The sequence below is a fragment of the Pseudomonas wadenswilerensis genome, assembly GCF_024749185.1.
Lineage (GTDB): Bacteria > Pseudomonadota > Gammaproteobacteria > Pseudomonadales > Pseudomonadaceae > Aquipseudomonas > Aquipseudomonas wadenswilerensis.
The window spans coordinates 1,889,273-1,905,050 of sequence record NZ_CP087191.1; the positions used below are offsets into that span (position 1 = coordinate 1,889,273).

General features: G+C 59.8%; 14 protein-coding genes and 5 tRNA genes. 17 read left to right on the forward strand and 2 right to left on the reverse strand.

The features are described 5' to 3' along the window. The first annotated feature begins 90 nt into the window (after positions 1-90). The 6 genes from LOY45_RS08705 to LOY45_RS08730 are packed head-to-tail and all read left to right on the forward strand — an operon-like array spanning position 91 to position 6,025. Positions 91-1,185 (forward strand): ABC transporter ATP-binding protein, encoded by a 1,095-nt coding sequence (locus LOY45_RS08705; RefSeq protein WP_258578971.1) that lies wholly within the window; start codon positions 91-93, stop codon positions 1,183-1,185. Next, positions 1,185-2,282, forward strand: coding sequence for an ABC transporter ATP-binding protein (locus LOY45_RS08710; protein WP_258578972.1), 1,098 nt, complete (start codon positions 1,185-1,187; stop codon positions 2,280-2,282). The genes LOY45_RS08705 and LOY45_RS08710 overlap by 1 nt, the downstream gene beginning before the upstream one ends. Continuing rightward, on the forward strand, positions 2,279-3,142 hold the full coding sequence (locus tag LOY45_RS08715) for a carbohydrate ABC transporter permease (protein WP_115087909.1): 864 nt from the start codon (positions 2,279-2,281) through the stop codon (positions 3,140-3,142). The genes LOY45_RS08710 and LOY45_RS08715 overlap by 4 nt, the downstream gene beginning before the upstream one ends. 9 nt (positions 3,143-3,151) lie before the next feature. Next, on the forward strand, positions 3,152-3,952 hold the full coding sequence (locus tag LOY45_RS08720) for a carbohydrate ABC transporter permease (protein WP_010224614.1): 801 nt from the start codon (positions 3,152-3,154) through the stop codon (positions 3,950-3,952). 10 nt (positions 3,953-3,962) lie between these two features. Beyond that, positions 3,963-4,235: a DUF2160 domain-containing protein gene (locus LOY45_RS08725; RefSeq protein ID WP_115087908.1), complete on the forward strand. Its 273-nt coding sequence runs from the start codon at positions 3,963-3,965 to the stop codon at positions 4,233-4,235. 50 nt (positions 4,236-4,285) lie between these two features. Next, complete coding sequence (locus LOY45_RS08730) at positions 4,286-6,025, forward strand: ABC transporter substrate-binding protein (protein WP_036994421.1); 1,740 nt, start codon at positions 4,286-4,288, stop codon at positions 6,023-6,025. Positions 6,026-6,134: 109 nt separating this feature from the next. Here the strand turns inward: LOY45_RS08730 and folD are convergent, their stop codons facing one another. Beyond that, positions 6,135-6,989, reverse strand: coding sequence for a bifunctional methylenetetrahydrofolate dehydrogenase/methenyltetrahydrofolate cyclohydrolase FolD (folD, locus tag LOY45_RS08735; protein ID WP_115087907.1), 855 nt, complete (start codon positions 6,987-6,989; stop codon positions 6,135-6,137). 284 nt (positions 6,990-7,273) lie between these two features. Between folD and LOY45_RS08740 the strand changes: the two genes are divergently transcribed. The 5 genes from LOY45_RS08740 (at position 7,274) to LOY45_RS08760 (ending at position 7,902) form a co-directional block, all read left to right on the forward strand. Next, positions 7,274-7,350 (forward strand) — tRNA-Arg (locus tag LOY45_RS08740). 41 nt (positions 7,351-7,391) lie between these two features. Then, a tRNA-His gene (locus LOY45_RS08745) sits at positions 7,392-7,467 on the forward strand. Between the two features lie 53 nt (positions 7,468-7,520). Continuing rightward, a tRNA-Leu gene (locus tag LOY45_RS08750) sits at positions 7,521-7,605 on the forward strand. Positions 7,606-7,688: 83 nt separating this feature from the next. Then, a tRNA-His gene (locus tag LOY45_RS08755) sits at positions 7,689-7,764 on the forward strand. A gap of 53 nt (positions 7,765-7,817) precedes the next feature. Continuing rightward, positions 7,818-7,902: transfer RNA gene (locus tag LOY45_RS08760), tRNA-Leu, on the forward strand. Between the two features lie 183 nt (positions 7,903-8,085). Here LOY45_RS08760 and LOY45_RS08765 read toward each other — a convergent pair. Then, positions 8,086-8,490 carry a hypothetical protein gene (locus LOY45_RS08765; protein ID WP_115087906.1) on the reverse strand — a complete coding sequence of 135 codons (405 nt, stop codon included), beginning with the start codon at positions 8,488-8,490 and terminating at the stop codon, positions 8,086-8,088. A gap of 263 nt (positions 8,491-8,753) precedes the next feature. Here LOY45_RS08765 and LOY45_RS08770 point away from each other — a divergent pair, with 263 nt between their 5' ends. The 6 genes from LOY45_RS08770 to LOY45_RS08795 all read left to right on the forward strand — a co-directional run bounded on the left by LOY45_RS08770 (position 8,754) and on the right by LOY45_RS08795 (position 15,734). After that, positions 8,754-9,053 carry a DUF6388 family protein gene (locus LOY45_RS08770; RefSeq protein WP_115087905.1) on the forward strand — a complete coding sequence of 100 codons (300 nt, stop codon included), beginning with the start codon at positions 8,754-8,756 and terminating at the stop codon, positions 9,051-9,053. A 273-nt stretch (positions 9,054-9,326) separates the two neighbouring features. After that, complete coding sequence (gene tig / locus LOY45_RS08775; protein WP_134063468.1) at positions 9,327-10,640, forward strand: trigger factor; 1,314 nt, start codon at positions 9,327-9,329, stop codon at positions 10,638-10,640. Positions 10,641-10,731: 91 nt separating this feature from the next. Then, positions 10,732-11,373, forward strand: coding sequence for an ATP-dependent Clp endopeptidase proteolytic subunit ClpP (clpP, locus tag LOY45_RS08780; protein WP_010224369.1), 642 nt, complete (start codon positions 10,732-10,734; stop codon positions 11,371-11,373). A gap of 108 nt (positions 11,374-11,481) precedes the next feature. Further along, positions 11,482-12,765: an ATP-dependent Clp protease ATP-binding subunit ClpX gene (gene clpX, locus LOY45_RS08785; RefSeq protein WP_010224368.1), complete on the forward strand. Its 1,284-nt coding sequence runs from the start codon at positions 11,482-11,484 to the stop codon at positions 12,763-12,765. A gap of 151 nt (positions 12,766-12,916) precedes the next feature. Beyond that, complete coding sequence (gene lon, locus LOY45_RS08790) at positions 12,917-15,313, forward strand: endopeptidase La (protein ID WP_115087903.1); 2,397 nt, start codon at positions 12,917-12,919, stop codon at positions 15,311-15,313. Between the two features lie 148 nt (positions 15,314-15,461). Continuing rightward, a complete protein-coding gene (locus LOY45_RS08795) occupies positions 15,462-15,734 on the forward strand; it encodes an HU family DNA-binding protein (RefSeq protein ID WP_115087902.1) in 273 nt (90 codons plus the stop codon). Positions 15,735-15,778 lie beyond the last annotated feature (44 nt).

Below are 15,778 nucleotides of genomic sequence, written 5' to 3' on the forward strand. Positions count from 1 at the left end.
ATTGCTTTTGCCGGCAAAGGCTTGGCAACCGCTGGCACGAATCTGGCTCTGCCTTGTGCGCCTGCTCGATAACAACAAGAAGGCCGCGCCATGTCGCTCACGCTCGAACATGTCAGCCGTACCGTGGATAACCAGGTGTGCATCGACGATGCCTGCCTGAGCTTCGAGCCCGGCTCGTTCAATGTGCTGCTTGGCCGCACCCTGGCCGGCAAGACCAGCCTCATGCGCCTGATGGCCGGGCTTGATCGGCCGGACCGTGGCCGGGTGCTGATGAATGGCGAAGATGTCACCGGCCGCCCGGTGCGCCAGCGCAATGTGTCGATGGTCTATCAGCAGTTCATCAACTACCCGACCCTGAGCGTGTTCGAGAACATTGCCTCACCCTTGCGCCAGGCGCGCATGGCCGAAGCGCTGATCCGCGAGAAAGTCCAGCAGACCGCGCAGATCCTGCGTATCGAGCCGTTTCTGCAACGCTTGCCGCTGGAGCTGTCGGGCGGTCAGCAGCAACGCACGGCCATGGCTCGGGCACTGGTCAAGGACGCCGAACTGATCCTGTTCGATGAGCCGCTGGTGAACCTCGACTACAAGCTGCGTGAAGAGTTGCGCCAGGAGATGCGCGAGCTGTTCGCCGCCCGCCATTGCATTGCCGTGTACGCCACCACCGAACCCAACGAAGCCCTGGCCCTGGGTGGCACCACCACCATCCTCCATGAAGGGCGCATCGTGCAGAGCGGGCCCACTGCCCAGGTCTATCACCAGCCGCGCACGGTGCTGGCCGCCGAGCTGTTTTCCGAGCCGCCGATCAATCTGATGCCCGGGCGTATCAGCGGCAATGAGGTGAGTTTTGCCGGTGCCGTGCATTTCGCCATGAACGCCGATCTGCGCCGCATTGGCGATGGCGATTACCGCTTTGGCGTGCGCCCGAGCCATATCAGCCTGGTGCCGTCCAACGACGATGACCTGGAGCTGGCAGTGCTGGTGGAACTGGCGGAAATCAGCGGCTCGGAAACCTTCCTGCATGTGCGCAACGAGCACTTTCGCCTGGTCCTGCACCTGCCTGGCGTGCACGAGTACCACGTCGATGCGCCGATCCGGGTGTTCATCCCCACCCACAAGCTGTTTGTCTTCGACACCGCCGGGCAGCTGGTGCAGGCGCCGGGCCTGCGTGAAGCGAGGGTCGCCTGATGGCCGAGATTCGCCTGCAACAGCTGGCGCACAGCTACAGCCGTGACCCGCAGGGCGCTGACGACTATGCCTTGCGCGAGCTCGAACATGTCTGGGAGCAGGGCGGTGCCTATGCCTTGCTCGGGCCTTCGGGGTGCGGCAAATCCACGTTGCTCAATATCATTTCCGGGCTGCTCAGCCCGTCCCAGGGCCAGGTATTGTTTGATGGCAAGGTGGTCAACGCGCTGTCGCCGCAGGCCCGCAACATCGCCCAGGTGTTCCAGTTCCCGGTGGTCTACGACACCATGACAGTGTTCGACAACCTGGCCTTTCCGCTGCGCAACCAGGGCCTGGATGACGTGCGCATCGGCAAGAAGGTGGCAGAGATCGCCGAGGTGCTCGACCTGGGTAACCTGTTGAAGAAGAAAGCCCGCAACCTCAGCGCCGATGAGAAGCAGAAGGTCTCCATGGGCCGCGGCCTGGTGCGCGACGACGTCTCGGCGATCCTCTTCGACGAGCCGCTGACGGTGATCGACCCGCACCTTAAATGGAAGCTGCGGCGCAAGCTCAAGCAGATCCATGAGCAGTTCAACATCACCATGATCTACGTCACCCACGATCAGCTCGAAGCCTCGACCTTCGCTGACAAGATCGCGGTGATGTATGGCGGGCAGATCGTCCAGTTCGGCACCCCCCGCGAGTTGTTCGAACGGCCGCGCCACACCTTTGTCGGCTACTTCATCGGCAGCCCGGGGATGAACCTGATCCCGGTGCAGGTGCAGCCCGGCGGGGTCGGCTTTGCCGGCATCCACCTGCCATTGCCTGGGGATCTGCAGGAGCGCCTGGCAGCGAGCAACACCACGCACCTGCAGGTGGGCATCCGTCCGGAATTCGTCCAGGTCTGGGACGCGCCGTTCGACGAAGGCTTCAGCGCCAGGGTGGTGGATGTCGAAGACCTGGGGACCTACAAGATTCTCAGCCTCGACCTGCAAGGCGTGCCGCTCAAAGTGCGCCTGGGCGAGGACCGCGCCTTGCCGGTGGGCCAGGCCTGGATCAGTTTTCCGGCGCAGTGGCTGATGCTCTATGCCGATGACGTGCTGCTGGAGGCCCGGCCATGAACAAGGTGCCCAACAACAAGGCCTGGTGGCTGGTGCTGCCGGTGTTTTTGCTGGTGGCCTTCAGCGCCGTGGTACCGATGATGACCGTGGTCAACTACTCGGTGCAGGACATTTTCGACCAGTCCAGCCGCTACTTCGTTGGCGCCGACTGGTACCGCCAGGTGCTGCAGGACCCGCGCCTGCACGACTCCCTGCTGCGCCAGTTCATCTACTCGGCCTGCGTGCTGCTGATTGAAATCCCCCTGGGGATCGCCGTCGCCCTGACCATGCCGACCAAGGGCCGCTGGTCGTCCCTGTGCCTGATCGTCATGGCCATTCCGCTGCTGATCCCGTGGAACGTGGTCGGCACCATCTGGCAGATTTTCGGCCGTGCCGATATCGGCCTGCTGGGTGCTTCACTCAACCAGCTGGGCATCAACTACAACTATGCCGCCAACACCATGGACGCCTGGGTCACAGTGCTGGTGATGGACGTCTGGCACTGGACCTCGCTGGTGGCGCTGCTGTGTTACTCCGGCCTGCGCGCAATTCCCGACGTGTATTACCAGGCGGCGCGCATCGACCGCGCTTCGGCCTGGGCGGTGTTCCGGCATATCCAGTTGCCGAAGATGAAGAACGTGCTGTTGATCGCGGTGATGCTGCGCTTCATGGACAGCTTCATGATCTACACCGAGCCGTTCGTGCTCACCGGTGGCGGGCCGGGCAATGCCACTACTTTCCTCAGCCAGACCCTGACGCAGATGGCGGTCGGGCAGTTCGACCTGGGACCTGCGGCGGCGTTCTCGCTGGTGTACTTCCTGATCATTCTGCTGGTGTCATGGCTGTTCTATACCGCCATGACCCATGCCGACAAACAGTAGGGGCCGCCCATGAACCTGCGCAAGACGCTGCCGCTGCTGCTGTACATCCTGTTCCTGCTGGTGCCGATCTACTGGCTGCTGAACATGTCGTTCAAGAGCAACACCGAGATCCTCGGCGGCCTGACCCTGTGGCCGCAGAACTTCACCTTCGACAACTACCGGGTGATCTTCACCGACCCCAGTTGGTACAGCGGCTACATCAACTCGCTGTACTACGTGTGCCTGAACACGGTGATCTCCCTGAGCGTGGCCTTGCCGGCAGCCTATGCCTTCTCGCGCTACCGCTTTCTTGGCGACAAACACCTGTTCTTCTGGCTGCTGACCAACCGCATGGCGCCACCGGCAGTGTTTCTCCTGCCGTTCTTCCAGCTGTATTCGTCCATCGGCCTGTTCGATACGCACATTGCCGTGGCCCTGGCCCACTGCCTGTTCAACGTTCCGCTGGCGGTGTGGATTCTCGAAGGCTTCATGTCCGGAGTACCGAAGGAAATTGACGAAACCGCCTACATCGACGGCTACAGCTTCCCGCGGTTCTTCGTGAAGATCTTCGTGCCGCTGATTGGCTCCGGCATCGGCGTCACGGCGTTTTTCTGCTTCATGTTTTCCTGGGTCGAACTGCTGCTGGCACGCACCCTGACCTCGGTGAACGCCAAGCCGATTGCCGCGGTGATGACCCGAACGGTGTCGGCCTCGGGAATCGACTGGGGCGTGCTGGCCGCTGCCGGGGTACTGACCATTCTGCCGGGCATGCTGGTGATCTGGTTTGTCCGTAACCATGTCGCCAAGGGCTTTGCCCTGGGCCGGGTCTGAGGAGCGCGCTATGGACTGGATGGCCTGGACTTTGCCAACAACGATCTTCTTCGCCTCGATCGGCCTGTTGCTGCTGGGCATGACGCTGTATGAGCTGCGCCGGCCGTGCGTCGAGCGTCGTGGTTTTCTGCCGATCGCCACCAGCCGTGGCGACCGGTTGTTCATTGGTTTGCTGGTCAGCGCTTACCTGCACCTGCTGGTAATCGGGCTCAGCGACTGGAACCTGTGGGTAGCCTCGCTGCTGTCCCTGGCCTGGCTGTTGGTGGTGATGCGCTGGGGTTAGCCGAGGGCAATCGGCAGGGCTCCGGGAAAATACTCAATCGGGAGATCACAATGTTCGACAACAACAAGAACCGGCGACATTTGACCCTGGCAGCCCTGCTGGTGCTTGGCAGCTTTCACGCCAGTGCCTGGGCCGATGCCTATGAAGATGCCGCCAAGAAGTGGATCGGCAGCGAGTTCAAGCCTTCGACCCTGACTCCCGAGCAGCAGCTTGAAGAGTTGAAGTGGTTCATCAAGGCGTCCGAGCCGTTTCGCGGGATGAAGATCAACGTGGTGTCGGAAACCATCGCCACCCATGAGTACGAGGCCAAGGTGCTGGCCAAGGCATTCAGCGAGATTACCGGGATCAAGCTGACCCACGACTTGCTGCAGGAAGGCGACGTGGTGGAAAAACTGCAGACGCAGATGCAGTCGGACAAGAATATCTACGACGGTTGGGTCAATGATTCCGACCTGATCGGTACCCACCTTCGCTATGGTAAGACTGAATCCATCACCGACCTGATGGCCAACGAAGGCAAGGACTACACCTCGCCGACCCTGGACCTTAAGGACTTTATCGGCATCTCCTTCACCACCGCGCCGGACGGCAAGATCTATCAACTGCCTGACCAGCAGTTCGCCAACCTCTACTGGTTCCGCGCCGACTGGTTCGACCGCCCCGACCTCAAGGCCAAGTTCAAGGAAAAGTACGGCTACGAGCTGGGCGTGCCGGTGAACTGGTCGGCCTATGAAGACATCGCCAAGTTCTTCAGCGAGGACGTCAAGGAAATCGACGGCAAACGCGTTTACGGGCACATGGACTACGGCAAGAAAGACCCTTCGCTGGGCTGGCGCTTCACCGATGCCTGGTTCTCCATGGCCGGTGGTGGCGACAAGGGCCTGCCCAACGGCTTGCCGGTGGATGAATGGGGCATTCGCGTCGAAGACTGCCATCCGGTCGGCTCCAGCGTTACCCGTGGCGGCGACACCAATGGCCCGGCTGCGGTCTACGCCACGCAAAAATATGTCGACTGGATGCGCGCCTATGCGCCGCCAGAGGCCCAGGGCATGACTTTCTCCGAATCCGGGCCGGTGCCGTCCCAGGGCAACATCGCCCAGCAGATTTTCTGGTACACCGCCTTTACCGCCGACATGACCAAGCCAGGCCTGCCGGTGATGAATGCCGACGGCACACCGAAGTGGCGCATGGCACCGTCGCCCAAGGGGCCGTACTGGGAGGAGGGCATGAAGCTTGGCTATCAGGATGCTGGCTCCTGGACCTTCCTCAAGTCGACGCCAGAGAAGCAGCGCCTGGCCGCCTGGCTATACGCCCAGTTCGTCACCTCCAAGACCGTCTCGCTGAAAAAGACCATTGTCGGGCTGACGCCGATCCGCGAGTCGGACATCAACTCCCAGGCCATGACCGATCTTGCGCCCAAGCTCGGTGGGCTGGTGGAGTTCTACCGCAGCCCGGCGCGGGTGCAATGGACTCCGACCGGCACCAACGTGCCGGACTACCCGCGGCTGGCGCAGCTGTGGTGGAGCCATATCGCCGAGGCGGCGAGTGGCGAGAAGACCCCGCAGGAGGCGCTGGATGGCCTGGCCAAGGATCAGGACCGCATCCTCGAGCGTCTGGAGCGCTCCAAGGCTCAGGCGACTTGCGCACCCAAGCTGAACAAGGAGCGTGATGCCCAGTACTGGTTCGACCAGCCGGGGGCACCGAAGCCGAAACTGGCCAACGAGAAGCCCAAGGGCGAAACCGTGAGCTACAGCGAACTGCTCAAATCCTGGGAGGCTGCACGCAAGTAACCACGCAGGTTGGGTGTAGGAGCGGGCTTGAGCCGCGATGAGCCCCTGACGCCAGGCACAAAAAAAACGGCACCTTCACCGGTGCCGTTTCTTATCCCGCCATCAGCACTTACTTATGCAGTGCTTCGGCCGCATACAACGTGTTCTCCAGCAGGCACGCGCGGGTCATCGGCCCGACGCCACCCGGCACCGGAGTGATCCAGCCAGCGCGGGGCAGGGCAGTCTCGTAGACCACATCGCCAACCAGCTTGCCATCTTCCTGACGGTTGATGCCGACGTCGATGACGATCGCGCCTTCCTTGATCCACTCGCCCTTGACCAGGCCCGGCTTGCCGGCGGCGACTACCACCAGGTCGGCACGGCCAACGTGGCCGGCCAGGTCCTTGGTGAAGCGGTGGGTGACGGTCACGGTGCAACCGGCCAGCAGCAGTTCCATCGCCATCGGCCGGCCAACGATGTTGGAGGCGCCGACGACAACCGCGTTCATGCCGTACAGGTCCTGACCGGTGCTTTCCAGCAGGGTCATGATGCCTTTTGGCGTGCACGGGCGCAGCAGCGGGATTCGCTGGGCCAGGCGGCCGACGTTATAAGGATGGAAACCGTCGACGTCCTTGTCCGGGCGAATGCGCTCGAGCAGCAGCGAGGCGTCCAGGTGCGCCGGCAGCGGCAGCTGCAGGAGGATGCCGTCGATGTTCGGGTCATCGTTAAGGCGATCGATCAGCTCGGTCAGGGCTTGCTGCGTGGTATCGCTGGGCAGGTCGAAGGCCTGGGAGATAAAGCCGACCTCTTCGCAATCCTTGCGCTTGTGCGAGACATAGACTTGAGAAGCGGGGTCGGTGCCGACCAGGATCACCGCCAGGCCAGGCGTACGCAGGCCTTGCTGGCGACGCTCCACGACACGTTGGGCGATCTGCTGGCGCAGGCTGGCGGCGATCGCCTTGCCGTCGATAAGGTGTGCAGTCATGACGCGTGATTAACCATCGAGAGGGAATAAAAAGAGCGCGCATTCTCGCATGAAGGGGCCCGAGGGCAAAGGCGCTTGGTCCGGCAATTGCCCTAAGCCCTTCAATAAAATGAATTTTTTTCAAAAAATAGTTGACGACTTTGCCACTCGTCTATAACATTCGTCGCACTTGTCGGGCAGAGCCTAGCACTGGTTAGCAAGGTCAGGCAGAATGAGCGGATTTTTAGCTTGTTCGGTACGGCTAAAAGTTAATTTGTAATCGTAACAGAAAGCAGATTAAATATGCGCCCGTAGCTCAGCTGGATAGAGCATCCGCCTTCTAAGCGGATGGTCGCAGGTTCGAGTCCTGCCGGGTGCGCCAATCGGCAGCTTTGGCACAAGTAAAGCGGTAACTGCAATATGGTGGACGTAGCTCAGTTGGTAGAGCGCAGGATTGTGATTCCTGTGGTCGTGGGTTCGATTCCCATCGTCCACCCCATATTCCAAAAGGCGCCCGATGAAAATCTGGCGCCTTTGCTTTAAAAGCTTCATGCGGACGTGGTGAAATTGGTAGACACACTGGATTTAGGTTCCAGCGGCGCAAGCTGTAAGAGTTCGAGTCTCTTCGTCCGCACCATCCAAACTTCACCGCCCTTCGCTGAAGTGCGTGAATGTACCAACAGGCGGCTTTGACACAAGCAAAGCGGCCAATGCAATATGGTGGACGTAGCTCAGTTGGTAGAGCGCAGGATTGTGATTCCTGTGGTCGTGGGTTCGATTCCCATCGTCCACCCCATATTCCCAAAGGCGCCCGATGAAAATCCGGCGCCTTTGTTTTAAGCGTTTCATGCGGACGTGGTGAAATTGGTAGACACACTGGATTTAGGTTCCAGCGGCGCAAGCTGTAAGAGTTCGAGTCTCTTCGTCCGCACCATCCAAGCTTTCACCGCTCTTCGTTGAAGTGCGTGAACGCCTCGAAAAAGCCGCCTTGTGCGGCTTTTTTCGTTTCTGGGGTTCATGCCTCGGTGCAATTAACGAAGGTCATTGAGTGCTGCCAGGGCGACGGGCGCCATACGGTTCGGGCGGGTGTTGATCGCAACCTGGGGTGGGTGCTGCGTTATTGGGCTTCGACAGCAGGTTCAGTGCCAGAGGTCACGGTGCTGCTCACGACAGTGTCTGGCCCGCTCGTTTCACCGCAGGCTTCCTCGCTGATGGCCCTGGCCAGCGATCCCTTGAAGATAGGGGTGGATTCCTTGTCGGCGACTGCGCTTTTCAGGTCCTCCAGCGAAGTACCTGAGCCCAGGAAGCGTACGGTGCGGTTTGTGCAATCGATCTGGCGAGCGCTGTAGCTGGTGCCGCTCAAGCCGACGCGCTGGGTGATGACTGTGCGCTCGGCCGCATCCCCGGTCATGCTCACGATCGAATAGCGTGCATCAGGGTCGAATGACGCCTCCAGCAAAGTGGCGTTGGCAGTTAGGCAGGTGAGTGCCAGGCAGCTGGCGGCGAGCAGTTTGTTCGGCACGGGGGTCATCCTTGCAGTGGTGCTGGTCATTCCATTGAGTTGGTAGGTAGGAATGAAAAGTATTACCGATATGGCGTATTGCTAGCTTATCGGGCTGTCGGGGCCTGGACAATTGGTCGAGGCGTCGGCCTCGGGTATTTCCGACAGCCGGAATGGATTATTCTGACATCTTTTTACGCTCTGGTGACAATCGACCAAAAGCTGATAGATTTCAGCCGGTTGAAACAGTGATCGGGCGTCCGGTCGCAGGAAGGAAGAGCAAGATGATTTCACTTGAACGCCAGGCCATCGCCCTGCAGCGCTATCTCGATGCCAATCCGCAGATGCGTGAGGAAATCGCCGGGCTTAGCGAGCACGAGCAGGCTCAGCAGGTCCTTTGGGCCTTCGAGGATGCCGCGCAGGAGCAGGGGGTTGAACCTTGGGAGTTGACCCTGCAACTGATCGCCGAATCCCCTGAGGAGCTTGAGGTCATGCGCCTTGAGGTGCACCGCGAAGCTGCCGAAGCCTTGGGGATGGACTGGGAAGGGTATTGCGTGATCAACGAAATCGAGCTGAAGCCATAACGCCGTCGCTCGGTTTTGTAGTGTTTTGACAAGAATTATCAGCGGGCCCGCAGGCGGGGCGGTCACGACTGCAAGTGTGCTGTCCAGGCCTTTGCCTGCTTGTGTTGAGGGGCTTCAGGCAGGGTTTTTGCCGAGGCCTGTAAATGAAATGGACCGGCGTGCTTTCCCGTCGTCCTGAACGGGGTGACTTCTGGCCTTTGAGCCACTAGAATGCTTGCCCTTGATTCTGGAGTCGGGTATCGCCGGCTAACGTCTGTGCAACGAGGAATATCCATGCAAGTTTCTGTTGAAAATACTTCTGCTCTCGAGCGCCGCATGACCATCGCCGTTCCGGCCGAGCGCGTCGAGACCGAAGTCAACAAGCGTCTGCAACAGACTGCCCGTCGTGCCAAGGTCCCAGGCTTCCGTCCTGGCAAAGTGCCGATGAGCGTGATCCGTCAGCGCTACGAAGACGCCGCCCGTCAGGAAGCCTTCGGCGACCTGGTACAGGCTTCCTTCTACGAAGCCGTGGTCGAGCAGAAGCTGAACCCGGCTGGCGCCCCTGCCGTCGAGCCAAAATCGTTCGAAAAAGGCAAGGACCTGGAATACGTCGCCATTTTCGAAGTGTTCCCTGAGTTCACCGTTGCCGGTTTCGAGTCGATCGCCGTCGAGCGCCTGAGCGCCGAAGTGGCTGACGCCGACCTGGACAACATGCTGGAAGTGCTGCGCAAGCAGAACGTTCGTTTCGAAGCCGCCGACCGCGCTGCCCAGAACGAAGACCAGCTGAACATCGATTTCGTCGGCAAGGTCGACGGTGAAGTGTTCGCTGGTGGTTCGGCCAAGGGCACCCAGCTGGTGCTGGGTTCCGGCCGCATGATCCCGGGCTTCGAAGAAGGCCTGGTTGGCGCCAAGGCCGGTGAAGAGCGCGTTCTGAACCTGACCTTCCCAGAGGATTATCAGAACCTCGACCTGGCTGGCAAGACCGCTGAGTTCACCGTGACCGTCAATAGCGTTGCCGAGCCAAAGCTGCCTGAGCTGACCGAAGAGTTCTTCGCCCAGTTCGGCATCAAGGAAGCAACCCTGGAAGGTTTCCGCACCGAAGTTCGCAAGAACATGGAGCGTGAACTGCGTCAGGCGATCAAGACCAAGGTCAAGAACCAGGTAATGGACGGCCTGCTGGCTGCCAACCCGATCGAAGTGCCAAAAGCCCTGCTGGAAAACGAAGTGAACCGCCTGCGCGTTCAAGCCGTTCAGCAGTTCGGTGGCAACATCAAGCCTGAGCAACTGCCGGCTGAACTGTTCGAAGAGCAAGCCAAGCGCCGCGTCGTGCTGGGCCTGATCGTCGCCGAAGTGGTCAAGCAATTCGACCTCAAGCCAGACGACGCCCGCGTTCGCGAGATGATCCAGGAAATGGCCTCGGCCTACCAGGAGCCTGAGCAGGTCGTGGCTTGGTACTACAAGAACGACCAGCAACTGAACGAAGTCCGTTCGGTTGTGCTGGAAGAACAAGTTGTGGATACTGTTCTGCAGAAAGCGACTGTGACCGACAAATCGGTCTCGTACGAAGACGCCGTAAAACCAGCCCAGGCCCCTGCCGCCGCTGAGTAATACGCCAGCTTCGTAGGAAAACACCACAAGCCAGCCTTCGAGCTGGCTTGTGCGTATTCAAGACATGACTATTTGGGAGTGAGTGCAGGACATGTCCCGCAATTCTTATTATCAGCAGAGCTCTGACATCCAGGCCGCAGGCGGCCTGGTCCCGATGGTTATCGAGCAATCCGCTCGTGGCGAACGCGCCTATGACATCTACTCGCGCCTTCTTAAGGAGCGGGTGATCTTCCTGGTCGGCCCGGTAGAGGACTACATGGCCAACCTGGTTGCGGCGCAGATGCTGTTCCTTGAAGCGGAAAACCCGGACAAGGATATCCATCTCTACATCAACTCGCCGGGCGGTTCGGTGACTGCCGGTATGTCGATCTACGACACCATGCAGTTCATCAAGCCGGACGTCTCGACCATCTGCATCGGCCAGGCCTGCAGCATGGGCGCCTTCCTGCTGGCTGCGGGTGCCAAAGGCAAGCGTCATTGCCTGCCGAACTCGCGGGTGATGATTCACCAGCCACTGGGCGGTTTCCAGGGTCAGGCGACGGATATCGAGATCCACGCCAAGGAAATCCTTTCCATCAAGTCGCGTCTGAACGAATTGCTGGCCTACCACACAGGTCAAGACCTGGAGACCATCAAGCGTGACACCGAGCGCGACAATTTCATGAGCGCCGAGCGCGCAGCCGAATACGGCTTGATCGACTCGGTCTACGACAAGCGGCAACTGGCCTCCTGAATCCGGGTGCCAGAGCAGGCGGGCGCGCATTGCGCCTACCTGCGGACTTGAAAAAGCCCGCAATTGCCTTCATCTTGTGTTGCAAGCCTACCGGATTGGATCGATCGAATGACTGACACCCGTAACGGCGAGGACAACGGCAAATTGCTCTATTGCTCCTTCTGCGGCAAAAGCCAGCACGAAGTGCGCAAGTTGATTGCCGGCCCCTCGGTATTTATCTGCGACGAGTGCGTCGACCTGTGCAATGACATCATCCGTGAGGAGGTGCAGGAAGCCCAGGCCGAAAGCAGCGCGCATAAACTGCCTTCGCCGAAAGAAATCAGCACCATCCTGGACCAGTACGTCATTGGTCAGGAGCGTGCGAAAAAGGTACTGGCGGTAGCGGTATACAACCACTACAAGCGCCTGAATCAACGCGACAAGAAGAACGACGATGTCGAGCTCGGCAAGAGTAACATCCTGCTGATCGGTCCGACGGGCTCGGGTAAGACCCTGCTCGCCGAAACCCTCGCGCGTCTGTTGAATGTACCGTTCACCATCGCCGACGCCACCACCCTGACCGAAGCCGGTTACGTGGGTGAAGACGTCGAGAACATCATTCAGAAACTGCTGCAGAAGTGCGACTACGACGTGGAAAAGGCCCAGATGGGCATTGTCTACATCGACGAGATCGACAAGATCTCGCGCAAGTCGGACAACCCCTCGATCACCCGTGACGTTTCGGGCGAGGGCGTGCAGCAGGCGCTGCTCAAGCTGATCGAAGGCACGGTCGCTTCGGTTCCGCCGCAAGGTGGCCGCAAGCACCCGCAGCAGGAATTCCTGCAGGTCGATACGCGTAACATCCTGTTTATCTGTGGCGGTGCGTTCTCCGGCCTCGAAAAGGTCATCCAGGCACGCTCCACCCGCGGCGGCATCGGCTTTGGTGCCGAAGTGCGCAGCAAGCAGGAAGGCAAGAAGGTTGGCGAGTCGCTGCGTGAAGTCGAGCCTGACGATCTGGTCAAGTTCGGTCTGATTCCGGAGTTTGTCGGTCGTCTGCCGGTTCTGGCTACACTCGACGAGCTGGACGAAGCGGCATTGATGCAGATTCTGACCGAGCCGAAGAACGCCCTGACCAAGCAGTACGCCAAGCTGTTCGAAATGGAAGGCGTGGACCTGGAGTTCCGCAGCGATGCGCTCAAATCAGTGGCCCGCAAGGCCCTGGAGCGCAAGACCGGGGCCCGTGGCCTGCGTTCGATCCTCGAAGGCATTCTGCTCGACACCATGTACGAGATTCCTTCGCAGAAGGATGTCAGCAAGGTGGTGATCGACGAGAGCGTCATTGATGGCTCTTCGCAGCCGCTGTTGATCTACGAGAACAGCGAGCCGCAAGCCAAGGCTGCACCCGACGTCTGAGTCGCCATGCGGCTCGATTCAAGCAAGGGGCCTTCGGGCCCCTTTGCTTTTCCTGTCGCAGAGCTTGTTTTTTTGCGGGCCTGCCCCCACATTAACTCCACGCTCAAATTCCATCGGTTTCCGGCCATAAGGCCGCTGTAGAGGCGAAATCATGAAGACCACCCTCGACTTGCCTCTCCTGCCATTGCGCGATGTCGTCGTCTATCCGCACATGGTCATCCCACTGTTCGTGGGGCGCGAGAAGTCCATCGAGGCCCTTGAGGCCGCGATGACGGGCGAGAAGCAGATCCTTCTGCTGGCCCAGAAGAACCCCGCTGACGACGATCCAGGCGAAGATGCCCTGTACCGCGTCGGTACCATCGCCACCGTCCTGCAACTGCTGAAACTGCCCGATGGCACCGTCAAGGTGCTGGTCGAAGGCGAACAGCGCGGTGCGGTCGAGCGTTTCAACGAAGTTGACGGGCACATTCGTGCCGAAGTCTCGCTGATCGACGAGTCCCAGGCTGCCGAGCGCGAGTCTGAAGTCTTCGTCCGTAGCTTGCTGTCACAATTTGAACAATATGTTCAGCTGGGCAAGAAAGTCCCGGCTGAAGTCCTTTCGTCGCTCAACAGCATCGACGAACCCGGTCGTCTGGTCGACACCATGGCAGCGCACATGGCGCTGAAGATCGAACAGAAGCAGGAAATCCTCGAAATCCTCGACCTGTCTGCCCGTGTCGAACACGTGCTGGCGCTGCTGGATGCCGAAATCGACCTGCTGCAGGTCGAGAAGCGTATCCGTGGCCGGGTCAAGAAACAGATGGAGCGCAGCCAGCGCGAGTACTACCTGAATGAGCAGATGAAGGCCATTCAGAAAGAGCTCGGCGACAGCGAAGAAGGTCACAACGAAGTCGAAGAGCTGAAAAAGCGCCTCGACGCCGCTGGCCTGCCAAAGGATGCCTATGCCAAGGCCCAGGCCGAGCTGAACAAGCTCAAGCAGATGTCGCCGATGTCGGCCGAAGCCACCGTGGTGCGTTCCTACCTCGACTGGCTGGTGCAGGTGCCGTGGAAGGCTCAGAGCAAGGTGCGCCTGGACCTGGCCAAGGCCGAGGAAATCCTCGACGCCGACCACTACGGGCTGGAAGAGGTCAAGGAGCGCATCCTTGAGTACCTCGCCGTGCAGAAGCGGGTGAAAAAGATCCGTGGCCCGGTACTGTGCCTGGTAGGGCCGCCTGGCGTGGGTAAAACCTCGCTGGCCGAGTCGATCGCCAGTGCCACCAACCGCAAGTTCGTGCGCATGGCCCTCGGTGGCGTGCGTGATGAAGCCGAGATTCGCGGCCACCGCCGTACCTACATCGGTTCGATGCCCGGTCGTCTGATTCAGAAAATGACCAAGGTTGGCGTGCGCAACCCGCTGTTCCTGCTCGACGAAATCGACAAGATGGGCAGCGACATGCGTGGCGATCCTGCCTCGGCGCTGCTGGAGGTACTCGACCCCGAGCAGAACCACAACTTCAACGATCACTACCTGGAAGTCGACTACGACCTCTCGGACGTGATGTTCCTCTGCACCTCCAACTCGATGAACATCCCGCCAGCGTTGCTGGACCGGATGGAGGTCATCCGTCTGCCGGGTTACACCGAGGACGAGAAGATCAACATCGCGGTCAAGTACCTGTCGCCCAAGCAGATCAAGGCCAACGGCCTGAAGAAGGGCGAGCTGGAGGTAGACGTCTCGGCAATCCGCGACATCATCCGCTATTACACCCGCGAAGCCGGTGTGCGGGGCCTGGAGCGCCAGATCGCGAAGATCTGCCGCAAGGTGGTCAAGGAGCACTCCGGGCTCAAGCAAGTGGCGGTGAAGGTCACGGGCGAGCAGCTCGAGCACTACCTTGGCGTGCGCAAATACCGTTACGGTCTGGCCGAGCAGCAGGATCAGGTCGGTCAGGTCACTGGTCTTGCCTGGACCCAGGTGGGCGGTGAGCTGTTGACCATCGAGGCCGCGGTCATTCCGGGCAAGGGCCAGCTGATCAAGACCGGTTCGCTCGGTGATGTGATGGTCGAGTCCATCACTGCCGCGCAAACCGTCGTGCGCAGCCGGGCCAGGAGCCTGGGGATTCCTGCTGACTTCCACGAGAAGCGCGACACCCACATCCACATGCCCGAAGGTGCCACGCCCAAGGATGGTCCAAGTGCCGGTATCGGCATGTGCACCGCTCTGGTCTCGGCCCTGACCCAGATCCCGGTGCGTGCCGATGTGGCGATGACTGGCGAGATTACCCTGCGTGGTCAAGTGCTGGCGATTGGCGGTTTGAAGGAAAAACTGCTGGCCGCGCACCGTGGTGGAATCAAGACGGTGATCATTCCGGAAGAGAATGTGCGTGATCTGAAGGAAATTCCTGAGAATATTAAGCAGGATCTGCAGATTAAACCGGTCAAATGGATTGACGAAGTCCTCCAAATTGCGCTGCAATACGCCCCGGAGCCCTTGCCCGATGTGGCTCCGGAGATTGTCGCCAAGGATGAAAAGCGCGACAGCGATTCCAAGGAAAGAATCAGCACACATTAGTACGTATTTGGCTGGGGGGCTTTCTTGACAGTATTTTCAGGCCCTTGTTATAAAGCGGCACTTAAGTGTCAACAGGCCACCCAGCGCTCGTTTAGCTTTTCATTACATACTTAGAAACAAACTCAATAGAGATATAAGGGGACTTAGAGTGAACAAGTCGGAACTGATTGACGCTATCGCCGCATCTGCTGATATTTCGAAAGCTGCCGCTGGCAAAGCGCTGGACGCAGTAATTGATTCCGTCACCGGCGCCCTGAAGGCAGGTGACTCCGTGGTACTGGTAGGTTTCGGTACCTTCTCCGTCACCGACCGTCCAGCTCGCACCGGCCGCAACCCGCAAACCGGCAAGACTCTGGAAATCCCTGCCGCCAAGAAGCCTGGCTTCAAGGCTGGCAAGGCACTGAAAGAAGCCGTCAACTAAGTCGCTTCCTTCAGGCTCACGCCTAACCGAGCCAGGCTCACGCC